The organism is Haloarcula rara, from assembly GCF_029338235.1.
GTDB classification, from domain to species: Archaea; Halobacteriota; Halobacteria; order Halobacteriales; family Haloarculaceae; genus Haloarcula; species Haloarcula rara.
The window spans coordinates 2770191-2787487 of the sequence record NZ_CP119785.1 but is presented as its reverse complement, the minus strand read 5'-3'; the positions used below and the strand labels follow the sequence as shown (position 1 = coordinate 2787487).

At 64.8% G+C, this 17297-nt stretch carries 22 protein-coding genes; 10 read left to right on the top strand and 12 right to left on the bottom strand.

Going from position 1 to position 17297, the window contains the following annotated elements; genetic code table 11:
* Position 1: 1 nt before the first annotated feature.
* Entirely contained in the window at positions 2–727 is a 726-nt protein-coding gene (locus P1K32_RS14870; RefSeq protein WP_276250477.1) for a universal stress protein, read from the top strand.
* A 5-nt stretch (positions 728–732) separates the two neighbouring features.
* Here P1K32_RS14870 and P1K32_RS14865 read toward each other — a convergent pair whose 3' ends face one another.
* Positions 733–1662 (bottom strand): HhH-GPD family protein, encoded by a 930-nt coding sequence (locus P1K32_RS14865; RefSeq protein WP_276250476.1) that lies wholly within the window; start codon positions 1660–1662, stop codon positions 733–735.
* An 81-nt stretch (positions 1663–1743) separates the two neighbouring features.
* On the opposite strand from P1K32_RS14865, the gene P1K32_RS14860 reads away from it, so the two are divergent.
* Positions 1744–2073: a ribbon-helix-helix protein gene (locus P1K32_RS14860; RefSeq protein WP_276250475.1), complete on the top strand. Its 330-nt coding sequence runs from the start codon at positions 1744–1746 to the stop codon at positions 2071–2073.
* Here the strand turns inward: P1K32_RS14860 and P1K32_RS14855 are convergent.
* Positions 2070–3338: an MgtC/SapB family protein gene (locus P1K32_RS14855; RefSeq protein WP_276250474.1), complete on the bottom strand. Its 1269-nt coding sequence runs from the start codon at positions 3336–3338 to the stop codon at positions 2070–2072. The genes P1K32_RS14860 and P1K32_RS14855 overlap by 4 nt on opposite strands.
* A gap of 78 nt (positions 3339–3416) precedes the next feature.
* Here P1K32_RS14855 and P1K32_RS14850 point away from each other — a divergent pair, with 78 nt between their 5' ends.
* Complete coding sequence (locus tag P1K32_RS14850) at positions 3417–4664, top strand: AI-2E family transporter (RefSeq protein WP_276250473.1); 1248 nt, start codon at positions 3417–3419, stop codon at positions 4662–4664.
* Here the strand turns inward: P1K32_RS14850 and P1K32_RS14845 are convergent.
* Complete coding sequence (locus tag P1K32_RS14845; protein WP_220587664.1) at positions 4661–4948, bottom strand: PadR family transcriptional regulator; 288 nt, start codon at positions 4946–4948, stop codon at positions 4661–4663. The two genes, P1K32_RS14850 and P1K32_RS14845, sit on opposite strands and share 4 nt — an antisense overlap.
* Positions 4949–5255: 307 nt before the next feature.
* On the opposite strand from P1K32_RS14845, the gene P1K32_RS17700 reads away from it, so the two are divergent.
* From P1K32_RS17700 to P1K32_RS14825, 4 genes are all read left to right on the top strand, one after another.
* Positions 5256–5429, top strand: coding sequence for an amphi-Trp domain-containing protein (locus P1K32_RS17700; protein ID WP_349682121.1), 174 nt, complete (start codon positions 5256–5258; stop codon positions 5427–5429).
* Between the two features lie 489 nt (positions 5430–5918).
* Entirely contained in the window at positions 5919–6977 is a 1059-nt protein-coding gene (locus tag P1K32_RS14835; protein WP_276250472.1) for a hemolysin family protein, read from the top strand.
* Positions 6978–7025: 48 nt separating this feature from the next.
* Positions 7026–7292 (top strand): AbrB/MazE/SpoVT family DNA-binding domain-containing protein, encoded by a 267-nt coding sequence (locus P1K32_RS14830; protein ID WP_276250471.1) that lies wholly within the window; start codon positions 7026–7028, stop codon positions 7290–7292.
* A 3-nt stretch (positions 7293–7295) separates the two neighbouring features.
* Positions 7296–7649, top strand: a complete 354-nt coding sequence (locus tag P1K32_RS14825; RefSeq protein WP_276250470.1) for a type II toxin-antitoxin system PemK/MazF family toxin — start codon at positions 7296–7298, stop codon at positions 7647–7649.
* On the opposite strand, the gene P1K32_RS14820 is transcribed toward P1K32_RS14825, so the two are convergent.
* Both P1K32_RS14820 and P1K32_RS14815 read right to left on the bottom strand, forming a co-directional pair.
* Positions 7646–7933, bottom strand: coding sequence for a chorismate mutase (locus tag P1K32_RS14820; protein WP_276250469.1), 288 nt, complete (start codon positions 7931–7933; stop codon positions 7646–7648). The genes P1K32_RS14825 and P1K32_RS14820 overlap by 4 nt on opposite strands.
* Positions 7930–8802, bottom strand: coding sequence for a shikimate kinase (locus P1K32_RS14815; RefSeq protein ID WP_276250468.1), 873 nt, complete (start codon positions 8800–8802; stop codon positions 7930–7932). Before P1K32_RS14815 ends, P1K32_RS14820 begins: the two co-directional genes overlap by 4 nt.
* 94 nt (positions 8803–8896) lie before the next feature.
* On the opposite strand from P1K32_RS14815, the gene P1K32_RS14810 reads away from it, so the two are divergent.
* Complete coding sequence (locus P1K32_RS14810) at positions 8897–9325, top strand: DUF5796 family protein (protein WP_276250467.1); 429 nt, start codon at positions 8897–8899, stop codon at positions 9323–9325.
* A 126-nt stretch (positions 9326–9451) separates the two neighbouring features.
* Here the strand turns inward: P1K32_RS14810 and P1K32_RS14805 are convergent, their stop codons facing one another.
* On the bottom strand, positions 9452–9586 hold the full coding sequence (locus P1K32_RS14805) for a DUF7128 family protein (RefSeq protein ID WP_276250466.1): 135 nt from the start codon (positions 9584–9586) through the stop codon (positions 9452–9454).
* 160 nt (positions 9587–9746) lie between these two features.
* Between P1K32_RS14805 and P1K32_RS14800 the strand changes: the two genes are divergently transcribed.
* Positions 9747–11954, top strand: coding sequence for an AAA family ATPase (locus P1K32_RS14800; protein ID WP_276250465.1), 2208 nt, complete (start codon positions 9747–9749; stop codon positions 11952–11954).
* A gap of 303 nt (positions 11955–12257) precedes the next feature.
* Here P1K32_RS14800 and P1K32_RS14795 read toward each other — a convergent pair whose 3' ends face one another.
* Positions 12258–13064, bottom strand: coding sequence for a carbon-nitrogen family hydrolase (locus P1K32_RS14795; protein ID WP_276250464.1), 807 nt, complete (start codon positions 13062–13064; stop codon positions 12258–12260).
* Positions 13065–13122: 58 nt separating this feature from the next.
* On the opposite strand from P1K32_RS14795, the gene P1K32_RS14790 reads away from it, so the two are divergent.
* Complete coding sequence (locus P1K32_RS14790; protein WP_276250463.1) at positions 13123–13833, top strand: DUF4382 domain-containing protein; 711 nt, start codon at positions 13123–13125, stop codon at positions 13831–13833.
* Positions 13834–13883: 50 nt separating this feature from the next.
* Here P1K32_RS14790 and P1K32_RS14785 read toward each other — a convergent pair whose 3' ends face one another.
* The 5 genes from P1K32_RS14785 to P1K32_RS14765 all read right to left on the bottom strand — a co-directional run bounded on the left by P1K32_RS14785 (position 13884) and on the right by P1K32_RS14765 (position 17231).
* The gene (locus tag P1K32_RS14785) at positions 13884–14315 is read right to left on the bottom strand and encodes an SRPBCC family protein (protein ID WP_276250462.1); all 432 of its coding nucleotides are present in this window, start codon (positions 14313–14315) and stop codon (positions 13884–13886) included.
* A gap of 55 nt (positions 14316–14370) precedes the next feature.
* Positions 14371–14595 (bottom strand): DUF7123 family protein, encoded by a 225-nt coding sequence (locus P1K32_RS14780; protein WP_166970245.1) that lies wholly within the window; start codon positions 14593–14595, stop codon positions 14371–14373.
* Positions 14596–14640: 45 nt separating this feature from the next.
* Positions 14641–14868 carry a DUF7525 family protein gene (locus tag P1K32_RS14775; protein ID WP_276250461.1) on the bottom strand — a complete coding sequence of 76 codons (228 nt, stop codon included), beginning with the start codon at positions 14866–14868 and terminating at the stop codon, positions 14641–14643.
* 150 nt (positions 14869–15018) lie between these two features.
* A complete protein-coding gene (locus P1K32_RS14770; RefSeq protein ID WP_276250460.1) occupies positions 15019–16053 on the bottom strand; it encodes a phosphate uptake regulator PhoU in 1035 nt (344 codons plus the stop codon).
* Between the two features lie 104 nt (positions 16054–16157).
* Complete coding sequence (locus tag P1K32_RS14765; RefSeq protein ID WP_276250459.1) at positions 16158–17231, bottom strand: ATP-NAD kinase family protein; 1074 nt, start codon at positions 17229–17231, stop codon at positions 16158–16160.
* Positions 17232–17297: the final 66 nt, after the last annotated feature.

Below are 17297 nucleotides of genomic sequence, written 5' to 3'. Positions count from 1 at the left end.
AATGACTGACAGACCATCCGTACTCGTCCCGGTCCGTGTACTCGAAGGTGAATCGATTCCCGAAGGCGTCCCCGAACTCCTGGCCAACGCCCACGTCGTCCTGCTCGGGTATCACGTCGTTCCGGACCAGACAGCGACAGGGCAGGCTCGAATGCAGTTCGAGGAGCGCGCCAACGGACGACTCGAGAAGTTCGCCTCGCTGTTCGAGGACGCGGGCGCGACCGTCGACCAGCGGCTGGTGTTTACACACGACGGGCAGAAGACGCTCGACAGGATAATCGACGAACACGACTGTCTGGCCGTCCTCGTTCCCAACGCTACCGCCCCGCCCACGGACGTGCTCGTCGCCGTCCGTGGCACTATCGGGGTGGGTCGACTGGCGGAAGTCGTCGCAGGCCTCTTCGGTGCCATGGACGTCGACGTGACGCTGTACCACGTCGCCGAAGCCGACGAGAGCATGGACGATATCGAGACGTTCCTCGACGGCGTCGTCGACCGGTTGACGACGTTCGGCGTCCCCGAGTCCGCTATCGAGACGCGCGTCGAGACCGCGGAGAAACCGCTCGCGGCCATCGCCGCGACCGCCGAGGACTTCGACGCCGTCGTCATGGGCGAGTCCGACCCGTCGCTGACGACCTTCGTGTTCGGGATGCCGGCCGACCAGCTCGCCGAGCGGTTCCTGGGGCCGGTGCTCGTGGTCCAGCGCGAGGAGAGCGAGTCGTCCTGAGCCGGCTACGTCCGGCTGAGTGTCGCCACGGTCGCCTCGGCACCGTCCGTGAGCGTTACCAGCCCGTCCGATTCCAGGTCCGAGAGCAGACCGCGCAGCCACTCTCGGCCGTACTCGCCGTCCGGGGCGTAATCGACCCGCACCCGCGGCCCGAGTTCGTCGAGCGCGAGTTCGTCGTACTCGTTGAGCACGCTGATGACGCGCCCCCGCATCTGTCTGCGCGACCCCTCGAACTCCGGCTGGGTGGGCACGTCTGGCGCGGTGAAATCGCCCGACTGGTAGGCCGAGCACCACTCGCGCCACGGGCACTGTGCCCCGTCGCAGTCGGGCGCCTTCTCGCAGGCCACCCCGCCCAGTTCCATGATAGCGTTGTTCCACACCTCAGAGCGGCCCTCGGGCATGAGTCGCTGGGCAGTCTCCTCGAAGGCGCTGTCGTCGTCGGGTACGTCGAAAGCGCGGTAGAGGACGCGCTTGACGTTCGTGTCCACGACGGCGTTCCCGTTGTTGAACGCGAAGGAAGCGACCGCGTTGGCGGTGTAGGGGCCGACGCCCATCAGCTCCGAGAGGCCGTTCGGGTCCCGAGGCCACTCGCCGTCTCGCTCTTCAGTTACCTGCCGGGCGGCCTCGTGGAGGTACTTCGCGCGGTTGTTGTACCCCAGCGAATGGTCGGTCCAGAAGCCCACCACGTCGCCGCGGTCGGCCGCCGCGAGCTCCTCGACCGTGGGCCACTGCTCCAGGAAGTTCTCCCACGCCGCGACGACGCGGTCGAGCTGGGTCTGCTGGCTCATCACCTCCGAGACGAGAATCTCGTAGGGGTCGTCAGTCTGCCGCCACGGGTAGTCACGGTGGTCGGCCTCGTACCACTCGACGAGGGCGTTCTGGACCGCTGGTACGTCGTTCGGGAGGAAGTTCTCGTCTCCCGTCTGCTCGCTCATTGGCGGCTCTTTGGACCTCGATGATTTGTGTGTGGTGGTCGAGTCGCAAGTCGTTTTTACGGGCTGGCCCTTCGGTGAAGCATGACCCTCGACGAACTGCAAGACGAGATGCAGGACCGGTACGCTGACTTCGACGATGACCTGTCGGTGTCGCTGGACCGGGAGACGCGCAACGAGCTGGCGATGCTCTCGGTCGCGCTGGACCCCGCCGACACCGACGAACTACTCCGACGGGCCGTCCATATGCTGTTCCAGTCGACCGTCGAGCGCGGCACCCTGGACTTTCACCTCCGGTCGGGCTTTGACTGCACCTACGACGAGTTCCTCTCGGGGATGACCTTCGACGAGATGGCCGGGGGCAACCAGTTCCCGCAGGCACAGGACAACGACGACCGGCGATACCAGTTCTAGGCGAGCATCGCGACGGCCAGCGCAGACGCGCCGCCGAGCACGACGGTACTCCAGATAGCGACGCGTCCGGCGAAGCTCCGGTCGGGCCCCGGGGCGGTCATCGCGGCCTTGACGACGATGCTGGCCGCGGTGGCGAGCAGGATAGCGAGCATCGCCGTCGTCTCGTCGATGGCGCCGCCGCGGTACAGCAGGACGGCAGAGGTGGTCGCACCGGCACTGGAGACCAGCCCGGAGAGCGCCGAGGTGACATAGAGGCCAGCGGTGCCAAAGCGGGCGCTGGCGACGCTGCCGACGACGACCACCAGCAAGAAGACGCCGCCGAAGGCCAGCACGCCCCGCAGCGAGAAGGGGCTGGTCAGGTCCATCTCGACCTCCTCGGACCAGTCGGCAGTGTAGGCCGCGACGGCGACGCTCCCGACGATGACGGCAGCCAGCGGAAGCAGCGGCGCGAGCAAGAGCCCACTCTCGAGGGTGAAGACGACGGTGATGAGCAGGTTCCGCAGCGCCATCGCGGCGTCGGCCAGCAGGATGGCGGCGACGGCGTAGGAGGCGGCGGCGGGCTGCTGGCGGACGTGGTCTATCATCGTCCCGACGACGGCCGTAGAGGAGGCCAGCCCGCCGAAGAAGCCGGTGACGGCGATACCGCGACCGCCGTATGTCTGGACGATGGCGTAGTTGACGAAGCCGATGCCCGCGACGAAGACTACCATGAGCCAGACGACGCGCAGCTCGATGGTCACGTTGAGGATGTCGCCGGGGATGCGCACGGGGTCGGCGGGCAACAGCGGATAGATGACAAAGGCGAGGATAGCGAACTCGGTTCCCGAACGGAGTTCCTGCTTGCTGAGCCCCCAGGCGAAGCTGTGCAGTTCCCGCTTCAGGACGAGCAACAGCGACGAGAGGACGGCGACGGTCACGCCCTCCAGGATGTATCCCGCCGCGACGACGGCGCCGACGCCGTAGGCCACGAGCAGGGAGACGGACGTCGTCAGCGAGAGCGTCGGTTCCTCGGCTCGCAGCCCCTGAACGGCGAGCAGGATGCCCTGGACGATGACCAGCACCCCGCCCAGAACGAGCAGGGTATCGTGTTCGGTGACGGTGAAGACGGCCGCCAGCAGGCTGACCAGCGCGAACGTCCGGATGCCCGCGGCCTTCTGGGACCACTCCCGCTCGAGCCCGAGGAACATCCCCAGCGCACACGCAAGGAGGATTCGCAGGACTCCCTCGTCTATGCCCGGGGCGGCCAGCTGTATCGAAGTCTGCACGGGAGACCTATGGCCTGGAGCGACTAAGCGTGTAGGCCGACGAGGTAGCTTTTTATTTCTACAGCGAAATCCCGTATCATGGCCGAGTACGACGTAGATATCGACTGGCCACGGGCGTTCTGGATTGGCTTTGGGGTCGTACTGGCCGCCGCGATACTGTTCGTTACGTACTCGTTTATCGGTACGTTCGTCTTCGGTATCTTCATTTACTACGCGACACGGCCGCTCTACCGCCGGGTCCAGCGCCGTGTGAAACAGCGGACGGTGTCGGCGCTGCTCTCGCTGTTCCTGCTCGCGTTGCCGGTGCTGGTCTTGCTGTACTACACGTTGGCCATAGCGGTCCAGGAGTTCAGCCGCTTCGCCGAGACGACGGACGTCGGGCCCTACGCCGACGCCGTCGAGCCGTACATCAACGTCTCCGAGGTGGTTCAGAACCCCCAGACGCTGCTCACGGCTTCGGCCGGTCCGGGAACCGTCGTCGACACGCTGGGAGAGTTCGTCGGCTATCTCGGCGTCGTCGGGACGGGGCTCGTCCACGCGTTCGTGATGTTCGCGCTGGCGTTCTACCTGCTCCGGGACGGCCCCCGCTTTGCCGAGTGGGTCAAGGGCTTTCTCGACCACCGTGGCGTGTTAGACCACTACTTCCACGAGGTCGACCGGAGCTTCCACAAGGTGTTCTACGGGAATATCTTGAACGCCATCGTCACGGGCGCCATCGGGGCGATCGCGTTCAGCGTCGTGGACGTCGTCGCACCGGCTGGTCTCTCGGTGCCCTACCCCGCCCTGACGGGGGTGCTCGCGGGGGCGGCGAGTCTCATCCCCGTCATCGGGATGAAGATAGTCTACGTCCCGATGGCCATCTATCTGGCCGTCACTGCGGGACTCGACGGCGAGGGGTGGTGGTTCGTCGCGCTCTTCGTCGGCGTCGCGTTCGTCGTCGTGGACACGATACCGGACCTCGTCGTCCGGCCCTACGTCTCCGGCGGCGGGGCGCTCCCGCTCGGGCCGTTCGGTACGGCTGAATCGACGCCTGAGGTCGTCTCGAACCCCGGGCTGCACACGGGGACGCTGATGATCGCGTACGTTCTGGGCCCGTTCCTCTTTGGGTGGTACGGGCTCTTCCTCGCGCCGATGATACTGGTACTGGTCGCGCACTTCGCCAGATTCGTCCTGCCAGTCATCGTCGAGGGGGAAGCCAGCCCCAGCGGCGTCGACCCGACGAATCTCGTGGGCGAAGATGTCGGAGACCCGGAGATAGACGACGTGCCAGAGCCCCAGCGTGACGAGGACCCCGCGCCGACGCCGGGTGCCGAAGACCCTTCCTAGGCGTCGGCCTCGGTATCGACGTACTGGTTCTCCCAGTCACGGCGAGCGTCGAGTTCACGTCGGCCGCGGCGGGTCAGCGTGTAGAAGTTGGTCCGTCGGTCGCGCTGGCCCTTCTCGACGAGGCCCTTGTCGACGAGGGTGTCGAGATTGGGGTAGAGCCGGCCGTGGTGGATCTCTTTCTCGTAGTAGGCCTCCAGCTCCTCCTTGATAGCGAGGCCGTGGGGCTCTTCGTGGCCCGAGATAACGTAGAGGAGATCCCGTTGAAAGCCGGTCAAATCGTACATCGTCTGCGTCTACTCATATATCAGGGACAGAACCATTTAAATATGTCGGACTGGCGAGTTTCAAGCACAAGTGCGTGGCCGGGACCGGTCGTAGCGTACTTCTAAATCCAGGCAGAGGCATGTCGGGGAGTTGTGAAGACAGTTCATTTTCCCGTCATGCGACGGCTTCTGAGCGGCGGTGCTGGTATCTCCTGGCGCGACCTCCTTTGCCAGAAAAGACGCTGTTCGAAAGTGAGAAGCTGATGGGTCGTGCATCCGTCCCGGAGTACTTGGGACGCTCGCGGATTCGCTGGAATCCGGCACCGGCGTGACGCTGCGTGCGGGCGCCCAATCCGTCAGCACGCGCCCGCCGGGCGTGGTGGCGTTCGAGGTCAGAGCTGAACGCGAGGGCCCGACCGACGGGAACGGCGAGCCGGGCATCGAAGTAGAGCCGGAGTGGCCGGAGAACGTGAGCGAGGGCGGGAGTCTCGCCATCGAGTAACCGAGAACGCGTCGCTTGTACGTTACTGTAGATACGTCGACCCCGTGGTCGCGTGGCTGTCTGACATTTCTCAGCGAAGTAAGTGGAAAGCGGCCGCCGAAAATGCGGCCGCTTGCCGCCCTGAATTGGTCCCCGCTGACGCTTCGGCCCTCCAAGCGAAGCGTCATCAGATAGAAAGTGAGTGAGTGACTTAAAAGTACCGGCCCTCTGGCGATATGGCCGCTGTCTGAAACGTTTCGGCCATGCAAGTGATGGACGAGCGTAATCGCTTCGACACCAGATGACTGACAGTGGCCAGTGTTCTGTGAGCGTTCCGTTCGTTCATGCAGCGGCCCGCGGGGCCGTTTCGACGTGGTGTCCCGGCGGCGCCGACGACTGACGACTACTCTCGGGGAACGACCGGCCGAGCGCTCGGGACCCGTTAATCGATCTGTGGGTGTGACGTGGCGCCGTCAAATGTCTTGAGACCACAGTTCGAAGTGATACCATATGAACGGCCTCGAACTGGCGCTTCGCCTGACGGCCGGCCTCTTGCTCATCCTGGCAAACGGGTTCTTCGTCGCCATCGAGTTCGCACTGACCCGGGTCCGGCAGTACTCGGAATCAGAATTCGATGCGCCGGGGTTACAGCGAGCCTGGGAGATGACCAGCGATCTCGAGATCTATCTCACGAGCTGCCAGGTCGGCATCTCCGCGACGAGCATCGCCGTGGGAATTGTCGCGGAACCAGCGCTTGCGACACTCATCGACCCGTTTTTCCAGAACACGTTGCTCGCGTCCATCGGTGCCGGTGGCGTTCTCGCGTTTCTCATCATCAATCTGCTTCACCTGACACACGGGGAACAGACGCCGACGTATCTCGGCGTCGAACGCACGAAGTTCGTCGCCCGGTACGGTGCGACACCGCTGTACTGGTTCGCCAAAATCCTGTACCCGGTCATCTGGGTCGGGGATGGCGTCGCCAAGTGGACGCTCCGACTGTTCGGTATCGAGATGACCGGTGCGTGGCTCGAAACAGAGACCGACCGCATCGAATCCCGGGCCGACCTGCGCCACCGGCTCGGCTCCACGCTCGATAAGGGCGATATCGCCGACGAACGGAAAGCCGAGATACTCAACGCCTTCACCGTGGGTGAACAGGCCGTCAGTGAGGTCATGACCGACCGCGAGGATATCGTGTTCCTCTCGACGACCGCGTCCGTCGAGACCAACCGCCAGCGGATCGGAAACAGCCCGCACACGAGGTTCCCGGTGGTCGGCGACGACCTGACTGATTTCCGCGGCATCGTCTACGTCCCGTCGGTCGTCGATGCGATAGACGAGCTGCGGTGTGGGGCGGTCACCGTCGAGGATATCGCCGCGACCCCGATGACCGTCCCCAGTGACACGCCGATAAGCGACGTCGTCGACCGGTTTCAGGACGAACACCAGGAACTCGCGCTCGTGAGCGAGAACTCGGATATCGTCGGCCTGGTCACCGCGACAGATGCGCTCGAAGCGATAATGGGCGAAATCGAAGACCCCCTCGATATCGAACTACAGGAGTGACCCCTCCGAGGCGAAAGAGGCTTGGGTATGAATATGATATGAATATGTATGACGCAAAGCAAGGAGCGTAAAATCGGTGAACGGGGGCAAGTCACGCTGCCGAAAGAACTACGAGAGAAACTGGGTATCCACGGCGGTGACGAGGTACTGGTCCACGAGGAAGACGGGAAAATCATCATCGAAAGGCCCCTCTCCCGTGAGGAACTCGCTGAGGGGTACCGGCGACGCGCAGCGGAATCCGAAGCCATCGCCGAGGAGATGGACAGTGTCTCACGCGAGGCCGACGAGTACCTCGGTGATATCCCTGAGTGGTAATCTATGGACGTTCGCCGCGGAGACATCGTCATTGTTTCGCTCGACCCGACGGAAGGTTCCGAGCAACGGGGAACACGACCCTGTCTGGTCGTGCAAAACGACATCGGCAACGAGAACGCCCCGACGACCATCATCGTTCCGCTAACGACCTCTCGAGGGGACGACCTGTATCCGTTCGAGGTATATATCTCTGCAGCGGAGTCCCCGCTTCGAGAGGATTCGGTCGCTCTCTGTAGTCAGATTCGCACGGTTTCGGTCGAGCATCGTATCAAAACCGATATCGGCTCCGTCCCGGAGTCTCGTATGGACGAAGTCGATGAGGCACTCGAATACAGCCTCGGTCTGAAGGAAGTCTAGCGGGACTCCCGTTGCTCGACCTTGTTCAGCTCGATGAGCAGGCGGAACGTCGCCTTCACGAGGTTGGCGTCGACGTCGAACCGCTCGGCGTTCTCGCCGGCGCGGTCCATGACGGCCTGTTCCTGTGACTCGTCGGTCGTCGGGAGCCCCTGCTCCTCTTTGACCTGAGCGATAGTGTCGGCGACGTAGGTCCGCTGGGCGATCTTCTCGACGATTTCACGGTCGATAGTCCGTATCTCCTCGCGCAGTTCGTCCAGTGACATCTCTTCTGGGTTCGAGCTCATTGTGTCTGTGTTCCCTCCGTTTGCGTGGTCGTCAACAAGGTTTTTCCGGGTCGTTCGTCCCAGTACTCCCTGACCTGTTCGAGCGCCTGGCGGTCGCCGACGGCGGTAAAGGACGGGCCGGTCCCGGACAGCGAGACGCCCTCGACCTGCGAGAGCCCCTCGACTATCGGCTCGGTGTCGAAGCCAAGCGCCGCACAGAACGCCAGCCCGTTGACCGTCATGGCGCGCTGGTAGTCGCCGTCCAACGCTAGGTCCTCGACGAGACGGGCCATAGGCGCAATCTGCCGGCAGCGGTCCACGTCCGCGTCCGCCGAGAACGACTGCTCCGGGGGGGTCCAGACGAGGACATCCCAGTCCACTTCCGCCCGGGCCAGCAGGTCGTCGCTCTCGTTGTCGGTGACAGTGACGCCGCCCAGCATCGACGCCGAGGCGTCGTCGAACGCGCCCGTGATCGTGACGCCCACGTCACGGGCGGCCATCACCCCCAGCCGCGCCATGTCCTCGCGGGTCATCCGTTCGGTCGCGTCGAGCGCGTCGAGTGTCGCCAGCACCGTGGCGTTCGCGGCCGCGCTCGAACTCTTCAGCCCGGAGGCCATCGGTACCTCGCTCTCGGTGCGAACCGTCCCGCCCGAAACCGCGGGCATCCCTACGGCCCCGCCGTGGGCGTCGATGACGTACTCGACGCAGCGTTCGACGAGTCGCGTATCGGCGTCGGGCGCCCCCGCGACTTCGCCGGTCACGTCCTCGCGCTCCGTGGACAGCTCCACGGTCGCAGTGGTGTACTCGTCGATAGCGAACGCCGAGCCCCGTCCCGTCGCCAGCGCGTTCAGGACCGTCCCGGCCGCCGGCGCTCGTGCTTGCCCTTCCATCGCTCGTCTCTCCCGGCCCGGCGTATTTACTATCTGCGAAAGCGGTCATTCCGACAGCGCGCCGTTTTTGCCCGCGGAGGGAGAACCGGCCTGTATGACCAACCGTTCGGACATCCCGCCTGACACCGTCTCGGTGGAGCTGACTGAGGACGGCATCGCCGTGGAGTACCTCGACGGCCGGACCGCCTTCTACCACGGCGTCCCCACGAAAGCCGAGGAGAGCGTGACCACGGCACCGGGCAAGGACACGCACGTCCTCATCACCGACAAGACGGAGACATCCGGTATCATGGTGTACGTCAACGACCTCCGGACCCACGACGACATCATCGAGGAGAGCGGCGTCGGCCGAGTCATCTTAGAGGACGGCGAGGAGGACGAACTGTTCCCCGGCGTCACGGTCACAGACCACCAGATGCGCGTCGAGGTGACCGTCGACTACGACGTGACCGACGGCCGCGTGTTCGTCTTCGAAGAAGACGAAATGGGTGAGCGCAGTTTCGAAATCGTCGAAGCGGAGTAGGGCGGCGAGCGAGCCCTGCGAGTGAGCCGCTTTTTTGCGCGCGTTTCTGTCGAGAGCGTGGCTGGAGCCACCCGAGCGCAAGGTACTGTAATACTGGTCCCTCCGAAACGACTGTCTGATTGCCCCTTACTGGAGGTACGAGGGGTCCTCGTCGTCGCAGTGTTCCTCGTGTTGTATCGCGTCCGCCTGGTCGTCGAACATGAGACCACAGGTCTCACACTTGTACCAAGTCATCTCGTCGCGCTCGGTAGTGACCACCATGTGAGACACTCTATCGTCGGGCGGTAAATTGTTTTCCCGCGACAGTTCGCGAGAGCGGTGCGAGGGAGGGCACCACCGCTGACCCCTGGCAGCGCGAACCGGACAGATATCTGAAATGTCAACGGGAACCCTCAAGGGTGGTGGAGAGCTAGTCGATAGTATGAGCGGGAACGGCGGCGAGAGCGTCGAACTCACGGTCGAGGGCGCCCACAAGCGCGATGCAGGTCGGGGTATCGCACGCCTTCCCGAGTCCGTGCGTAGCGAACTCGGCGTGTTGAGCGGCTCGCCCGTCATCATCGAGGGCGAGGGGATGACCGTGGTGAAGGTGTGGCCGGGCGACGGGGACGGCGCCACGGTCCGCATCGACTCGGACACGCGGGCCAACGCCGGCGTCAACATCGGTGACACCGTCCGCGTCCGGGCGGGGTCGGTGACGGAGGCGACGGACATCAGCATCCAGCCCCTGGAGCCACTGCCCGGCACCGACGAGTACGCCCACATGGTCCGGACGCGGCTGGTCGACCAGATGGTCCAGGCCGGCGAACGGACCCACATAGACGGGCTCGGAACCTTCATCGTCCGTTCGACCGAGCCCGACGGCGCGGTGCGTGTCACGCCGCAGACGGACGTGACGGTGTTGCCGAACATCGACGAGTCAACCCACAGTGGGGACGCTGCCAGCGCCGAGCAGTCCACGTCTGCCATGGCGGCAAACGCCGGGACGGCCGAGACGGCGACCGGCGTCAGCTACGAGGACATCGGCGGGCTGGACGAGGAGCTGGACCGCATCCGCGAGATGATAGAGATGCCGCTGGCCGAGCCCGAGCGGTTCCGCGAGCTTGGTATCGACCCGCCCAGCGGCGTCCTCATGCACGGGCCGCCCGGCACCGGCAAGACGCTCATCGCGAAGGCCGTCGCCAACGAGGTCGACGCCTACTTCGACACCATCTCCGGGCCCGAAATCGTCTCGAAGTACAAGGGCGAGAGCGAGGAGCGGTTGCGGGAGGCCTTCGAACGCGCCGAGGAGAACGCCCCCGCGATTCTGTTCGTCGACGAGATAGACTCCATCGCCGGCTCCCGGGACGAGGACGCCGACATGGAGAACCGCGTCGTCGCTCAGCTGCTGACGCTGATGGACGGGCTCGAAGAGCGCGGTCGCGTTGTCGTCATCGGTGCGACCAACCGTGTCGACGCCGTCGACGAGGCGCTTCGTCGGGGCGGCCGCTTCGACCGCGAGGTCGAAATCGGCGTCCCAGACGAGAGCGGTCGCCGCGAAATTCTGGACGTCCACACCCGCGAGATGCCCCTGACCGACGACGTCGACCTAGACCGCATCGCGGCCCAGACCCACGGCTTCGTCGGCGCGGACCTGGCCTCCCTGACGACGGAGGCCGCGATGTCCTCGCTCCGGGCCGAAAACGAGCGCGAACGGTCGGAACGGTCGAGGGGCCAGGACCCGCCAGCAGACGCTGATGACGATAGCGACGGTGGAGACAGCGAGGGGCCGGCTGTGACCCAGTCTGACTTCGACGCGGCGCTTGCGCTCGTCGAACCCAGTGCGATGCGGGAGTACGTCGCCGAGTCACCCGAAGTCTCCTTCGACGACGTTGGTGGGCTCACGGAGGCCAAACAGACGCTGACCGAGGCAATCGAGTGGCCCCTGTCTTACAGCGAGCTGTTCGCGGCGACGAACACCGACCCGCCAAGCGGTATCTTGCTGTACGGTCCGCCGGGGACCGGGAAGACGCTGCTCGCCCGGGCCATCGCCGGCGAGAGCGACGTGAACTTCATCCACGTCGCCGGCCCCGAAATCATGGACCGCTACGTCGGCGAGAGCGAGGAAGCGGTCAGGGAACTGTTCGAGCGGGCCCGCCAGACCGCACCGAGTATCATCTTCCTGGACGAGATCGACGCCATCGCGAGCCACCGCGGGCAGGGCAACGAAGTGACCGAACGGGTCGTCTCACAGCTGCTGGCCGAACTCGACGGCATCACCGAGAACCCAAACCTCGTGGTGCTGGCGGCGACCAACCGGCGGGACATGATAGACGACGCCCTGCTGCGGCCGGGCCGGCTCGAACAGCACGTCGAGGTGCCAGCGCCCGACGCCGCGGCCCGCGAGGAGATTCTCTCGGTCCACACCCGCGGCAAACCGCTTTCCGAGGACGTCTCCGTGACGGACCTGGCGGCGGAGCTGTCCGGCCACTCGGGGGCCGAACTGGAGGCTGTGGTCCGGGAGGCGTCGATGCTCGCCATCCGCGAGATGGCCGACAAGCTGGGGCCCGCGGAAGCCACCGACCGGGCCGACGAGGTCCGCATCACCGGCGAGCACTTCCGCCGGGCGATAGCGCGGGCTGTCGACCGTTAATACTGCCGGCTGTGCGTTCGGAAAGATATTCGCTATTCCGGGGGGTGTGGAATTCCGTCAGTTTGTCAGAGCAGATTTATGCACACCGTGAGCGCTACGTGCTCCTGAGAGCGCTGGAGACGGGATTCGAAGCGATGGCCGAGGCGTCGCTGGCGAGGAGCGGTGAAAGGCTGTCCGGACAGCCTTTGGCGGACGAGCGACGCCGTGTGGCCGAGCAGCGAGACGGGCTAAGTAACCGGCGTTGACGTGAAAAGCGCCTTGCCGGCAATAAATAATTGGCGCCCATGGATAAAAAAGGCGCGGTCAGCGCCGGTCGGCAAGCGCGGGGAACTCCTCGCGTGTCGCTGTCACTTTCTCGGGACTGATATCGGCGGTGACGAGCGCGGGGTCGTCGTCAGAGCTCGCAAGCGTCGTCCCCCAGGGGTCGTAGACGGTCGACCGGCCGAGCAACGTCGCCTCCTCGAAGCTGCCGACGCCGTTGGAAGCGGCGACGTACAGCTGGTTCTCGACGGCGCGAGCGCGGGGGAGCAGCTCCCAGTGTTCGACGCGCGGATAGGGCCACGCACTGGGGACCAGCACCAGCGTCGCACCCGCCTCGACGAGCCGGCGGTACAGCTCCGGGAACCGGAGGTCGTAACACGTCGTCACGCCGACGGTAAAGCCCCCGAAATCAACGGTCGGCAGCGATTCGCCGGGGACGAGCAGCTCCGATTCGGACGAGTCGTACCCGAAGAGGTGGCGCTTGCGGTAGACTGCTCTCCGGTTTCCCTCGCGGTCGATGAACACCGACGTGTTGGCCAGCCCGTCGTCGGCCGGAACGTCGAAGCCGGCCGCCCGACTCTGTTCGAGGTCCTCGACGAGACTGCCGGCGAGTACCGCGACGTCGCGGTCGGCGGCGACCCTTTGCAGTTCCGCGAGCGTCTCGCCGTCGAGCCCCTCGGCGGTGCGCTGGTAGGCCTCGAACGCGAAGTAGCCGACGGTGAACAGCTCCGGGAGGACGACGAGGTCACAGCCCGCGGCGGCGGCTCGCTCGACGGCCTCGGTCGCGCGTCGTCGGTTACCGGAGATATCGGCCGGCTCGATACGCAACTGAGCGAGTCCGAGCTTCATAGAACAGGTTACGCACCTAGCCCGATAAAAATAAACGGGTGCGCTCGGCCTACGTGATATGTCCAGACAGAAACGACGACAGTACCTGTGTCTCGCCGGTGGGGCAGTGACTACGGCACTGGCTGGCTGCTTCGGAGACACCGACACCGGCGGCGACGAGGACGACACTGCGACCCCGACCAGCGGCGACACCGGAGACGAAGAAGACACTCCAGACGGCGAAGACACTGCGACCCCGACCAGCGGCGACACCGGAGACGAAGAAGACACTCCAGACGGCGAAGACACTGCGACCCCGACCAACACCGAAGACAGTTTACCCGAAGTCGAGACGTCGTCCGAGCGGGACACCGAAATCACCTTCGCCATCGAGAGTGAAACCGAGGACTTCGAGACGCTCACCGTGGACTTCGACCGCATCGAGTTCGTCGGCGGCAGCGACACCGACGACGTGACAGTCCGCATCGAAGACACTGACCTCGACTTCGCGGACCTTCCGGACGACGGCAAGACCTACCTCGACACCGAACCGTTCCCCAGCGGTACGTACTTGAGTATCGACATATACGTCACCGTTCAGGAGAGCGAACTCTCCGAGGGCGGTACCGCATCGTTCGACTACGAGCCGCCGGTCTCCGAAGTCGAGGAGCGGGAAATCTCGGACGACAGGTACCAGAACTTCACGTATACGATAGCCGCACGGAAAGCACTCTCCGGAGACGCGTACGAACTCTCGATTACGAGACGGGTCGCCTACGGGGCACCGTAGATATCGGCAGCCGAACGGTTCGGTACGACTGAACGGCTGTGAGAGACCGTTCAGGCCTCCAGTTCCAGGTACTCCCTGAGCGCCGCTTCGAGATTCTGTAGCTCCTCGTCGAGATTCTTTTTGAAAAAGCGCTCGACACCGGGGAGTTTGCCGTCGACGATGAATCGGTTTGTCACCCGCGTGCCGCCATCGTCGGTTGGCACTAGTTCCTGTTCGCCCTGGACCCGCAACACCTTCGACCGACCGATAAAGCGGACGTACTCGGGTTCCCGTCGCTCGACGTCTTCAGTCTCGATAGCGATAGTCCGGTCGATGACGGGAATCGGGAGGGAAACGTGCCACGTCGCGTTGTCCGCGTCGTGTATCTCCCAGTCTTTCACGACACTGATGGGCCGGGCACGCTGGTCGGGGTCGCCGATGAACTCCCAGACGCGTTCGGGACTGGCCGCCACTCTCATCGTTCGTTCGACCCGGACAGTCATACCGTTAATCGGGCGTGCACCCGGATGAATCCACCGACTGGCCGACGGTGACCGCCTAGCTCGTGGTGACGCGCCAGGTGGTCGAGCGGGCCCGTCCCCACTTCTCGATATCTACTTCGTCGGCTTCTTCGGCGAGGCGCGGCAGTCGGGCACCGACCTGTTTCGACGAGAGCCCGAGCTGAGAGGCGATGTTCTTCGCGCGGAAGTAGCTCTCCCCGCGCGAGACGCTCTCACGGAGGTACTCAAGAATGCGGCGGTCCTCCTCGCTGAAATCCACCATACTCAAATTACGTGCCGAGCGTTCTTAATGGTTGCTTTTACCACATCATTCGGCGTAGACGTGAATGGCCACGAGCGCCAGTGAGGCGGCCACAATCGCGACCCCGAAGGCGAGTCCGCTGTTTGTCAACAGCCCCGCGGTGTCGAGTCCCTGTGCGTCGCGGATGGCGTAGTTGTAGCTGGTCACGGCAGTCACGCCCGCACCGAGGAGGGCCACGATGCCAAACAGCGCGCCGAGCCCGATGCCCATGTCGGTAGCCGACTCAGTTGTCATGGCCGGGAGTTCCGTCGTGGCGCACTTAGTTCATTCGGGGGACAGACCGCTCGCCGGTCGGGACAGGAGGTACTGAGCGAGTTGCCGGGCCGCTGGGAACGCTCCGCGGGGACACCTGCCGGTGTCGCTGTCGCCGCTCATCGAGCCCAGTTACTGGATCGTCGTGTGTTCGGACTCCTCGTCGAGGGCGAGGTTCGTCGCGATTTCCGCGTTCCGAACGGCGTATTCGGCGGTCTGCTGGAGGCTCACCAGCACCTCGCGGACCTGGAGCAGGGCCTCGTTGTCCATCTCCGGAAGGTCGGTGAGGATGTCGTGTTCCTTGTCGTCGATGCCGGCGTAGCTCTTGCGGACCTGGATGGCGGTGTCGTAGTCGCGCTCGACGGCCGCCTGCACGGCGAGTTCGGTTATCTCGTTGACCTCCTCGGTGAAATCTCGGATGCGCCGCATGGTCGAGCTATCGACGTCCAGCGAGTGGTCGTTAGTCTCCAGTGCGATCTCGGCGATGTCCTCGGCGTTGTCGGCCGTGAGTTCGAGGTTCTTCGCGATAGAGCGGTAGCCGATGAGCGGGAAGCCGTCGTCCAGGCCCACCGCCCGCGCGAGGTTCGGGTTCTGGTACGAGGTGAAGATGAGCCGCAGCAGGAGCACGAATATCTTGTTGGCCTGTCGCTCCCGGTTAAGCGCCCGCTCTGCGAGGTCAGGGTTGCCGTGGGCCAGCGCCTTGACGGCCTCGTTGCGCATAGTCGAGCCGGTCGATTCGAGGCGTTCGAGCAGGTTGTCCAGCGTGAAGTCCTCCGGGTCGACCGAACACCGGATTGTTATCCTGTTTGGAGTCTCCTCGATGACGCCCAGCCCCATCAGCTGGGTCTCCGCGTTGTAGACGGCGTTGATGTGTGCGGATTCGAGGGTCTGGTCCTCTGGCGCCTCGACGTGGATTATGCGCCGGCCGAGGACGTACTGTGCGACAATAGCGCGCTCGACGGCGTCCGAGTCTAAGTTCTCAGCGTGGATGATGGCCTCAGACTCCTCGGTCTGGACCGATTCCGGCATCACGGTCAGGGTCCCTTTCCCACCCATCCGCAGCGACACTTCGTCGCCCTTCTCGACGTTGTGGGCGCTCGCCCACTCGGCCGGGAGCGTCATCGCCAGCGTCGACGGCCCGAGTCGTTGAACTTTCCGCGTTTCCATATGCCCTTGGTTACGCACGGGACACCTTAATCTTCACTATACGGCATATAATCTGCCGCAGGATATACAATCATTTAGAAAGGCGAAACATCAGTCTATGACCGTCATGCCAGCACCTCGACGAGTCGACGTTCGTACCGTCCCACGCGGACCTTGAGCCAGCCAGTGAGTTCGGCGTCGAGGTCTGGGTCGCCGGTGTCGACCCGCAACGCGCCCAGCTGGTCGAGCTTCCGGCGGGAGGCGACCACCTCGATATCACAGCGCTCGATGACCGCCGGGGAGAGCTGCTGGTTCCCTCGGCCGAAGACAAAGCCCTGGCCGCCGATGGGTGAGACCACGATGACGTTCCGGTCACCGAGCGCCGCGAGGATGTCCGACTCGCCGGCGTCCAGCGCGACAACCTCGCCGTCGCGCCAGACGTCGACGCCCAGCGTCGTCCCATCGAAGCCCAGCCGTTCCTTGATAGCACCGACCGTGCTGCCCGGCCCCAGGACGTACGTGACACCGTCCTCGACGCTCTCGGCGACACCCTCTGCGAGCGTCTCGACGGTGCCCCCGCCCAGCTGTTTGGCCGACTGGCGCTGCTCGGCGACCGGCACCGTCGCCACGGCCCGGAGTTCGGTCACCACCTCACCACCGCGGAAGGCGTCCTCGTCGATGTCGTTGACCTCGGCGGGCTCGGTCTCCTCGAAGGTCGCGACGATGCGTCCGGCGGCCCGCGGCGAGACGCCGAAGACCGAGGAGTAAACCTTCACCCCCGCCGGGACGCCGAGCATAGGGGTATCGGCGTCGAGTTCCTCGAGCGTCTCGGCCACGTCGACTGCGGTGCCGTCGCCGCCGACGAACAGGATGCAGTCCACCTCCCGCGCTACGAACGCCCTGACAGCCGCCCGCGTGTCCGCGCTCGCCGTCGCCTCGGCGTCCTCGGGCTCACCGACGACGGCCGGGTCGAAGCCCGCGTCCCTCGCGATAGCCGCGCCCATCGGCTCGCCGTAGGTCACCACCTCGATGTCCCGGCCGACCTCGGCCAGCGAGTCGAGTGCTTCGCGAGCCCGGTCGGGGGCCCGCTGTTCGGCGCCCCGTTCCCGTGCCTCCGCGACCTTCCCGTCGGTCCCCTTCAGTCCGACCCGGCCGCCCATCCCGGCGATGGGGTTGACGACGACAGCGATACGGCGCATACACCGGGTACTGCGCCCGGCGGCAAAAGCCGCACGGGAGCGTGTCTTTCAAGACAGCGGCCATAG

Excerpts from the sequence above, each read along its gene's own strand:
- P1K32_RS14870 (WP_276250477.1), top strand. The coding sequence starts at position 2 with ATGACTGACAGACCATCCGTACTCGTCCCGGTCCGTGTACTCGAAGGT.
- P1K32_RS14865 (WP_276250476.1), bottom strand. The coding sequence starts at position 1,662 with ATGAGCGAGCAGACGGGAGACGAGAACTTCCTCCCGAACGACGTACCA.
- P1K32_RS14860 (WP_276250475.1), top strand. The coding sequence starts at position 1,744 with ATGACCCTCGACGAACTGCAAGACGAGATGCAGGACCGGTACGCTGAC.
- P1K32_RS14850 (WP_276250473.1), top strand. The coding sequence starts at position 3,417 with ATGGCCGAGTACGACGTAGATATCGACTGGCCACGGGCGTTCTGGATT.
- P1K32_RS14845 (WP_220587664.1), bottom strand. The coding sequence starts at position 4,948 with ATGTACGATTTGACCGGCTTTCAACGGGATCTCCTCTACGTTATCTCG.
- P1K32_RS14835 (WP_276250472.1), top strand. The coding sequence starts at position 5,919 with ATGAACGGCCTCGAACTGGCGCTTCGCCTGACGGCCGGCCTCTTGCTC.
- P1K32_RS14830 (WP_276250471.1), top strand. The coding sequence starts at position 7,026 with ATGACGCAAAGCAAGGAGCGTAAAATCGGTGAACGGGGGCAAGTCACG.
- P1K32_RS14825 (WP_276250470.1), top strand. The coding sequence starts at position 7,296 with ATGGACGTTCGCCGCGGAGACATCGTCATTGTTTCGCTCGACCCGACG.
- P1K32_RS14820 (WP_276250469.1), bottom strand. The coding sequence starts at position 7,933 with ATGAGCTCGAACCCAGAAGAGATGTCACTGGACGAACTGCGCGAGGAG.
- P1K32_RS14815 (WP_276250468.1), bottom strand. The coding sequence starts at position 8,802 with ATGGAAGGGCAAGCACGAGCGCCGGCGGCCGGGACGGTCCTGAACGCG.
- P1K32_RS14810 (WP_276250467.1), top strand. The coding sequence starts at position 8,897 with ATGACCAACCGTTCGGACATCCCGCCTGACACCGTCTCGGTGGAGCTG.
- P1K32_RS14805 (WP_276250466.1), bottom strand. The coding sequence starts at position 9,586 with ATGGTGGTCACTACCGAGCGCGACGAGATGACTTGGTACAAGTGTGAG.
- P1K32_RS14800 (WP_276250465.1), top strand. The coding sequence starts at position 9,747 with ATGAGCGGGAACGGCGGCGAGAGCGTCGAACTCACGGTCGAGGGCGCC.
- P1K32_RS14795 (WP_276250464.1), bottom strand. The coding sequence starts at position 13,064 with ATGAAGCTCGGACTCGCTCAGTTGCGTATCGAGCCGGCCGATATCTCC.
- P1K32_RS14790 (WP_276250463.1), top strand. The coding sequence starts at position 13,123 with ATGTCCAGACAGAAACGACGACAGTACCTGTGTCTCGCCGGTGGGGCA.
- P1K32_RS14785 (WP_276250462.1), bottom strand. The coding sequence starts at position 14,315 with ATGACTGTCCGGGTCGAACGAACGATGAGAGTGGCGGCCAGTCCCGAA.
- P1K32_RS14780 (WP_166970245.1), bottom strand. The coding sequence starts at position 14,595 with ATGGTGGATTTCAGCGAGGAGGACCGCCGCATTCTTGAGTACCTCCGT.
- P1K32_RS14775 (WP_276250461.1), bottom strand. The coding sequence starts at position 14,868 with ATGACAACTGAGTCGGCTACCGACATGGGCATCGGGCTCGGCGCGCTG.
- P1K32_RS14770 (WP_276250460.1), bottom strand. The coding sequence starts at position 16,053 with ATGGAAACGCGGAAAGTTCAACGACTCGGGCCGTCGACGCTGGCGATG.
- P1K32_RS14765 (WP_276250459.1), bottom strand. The coding sequence starts at position 17,231 with ATGCGCCGTATCGCTGTCGTCGTCAACCCCATCGCCGGGATGGGCGGC.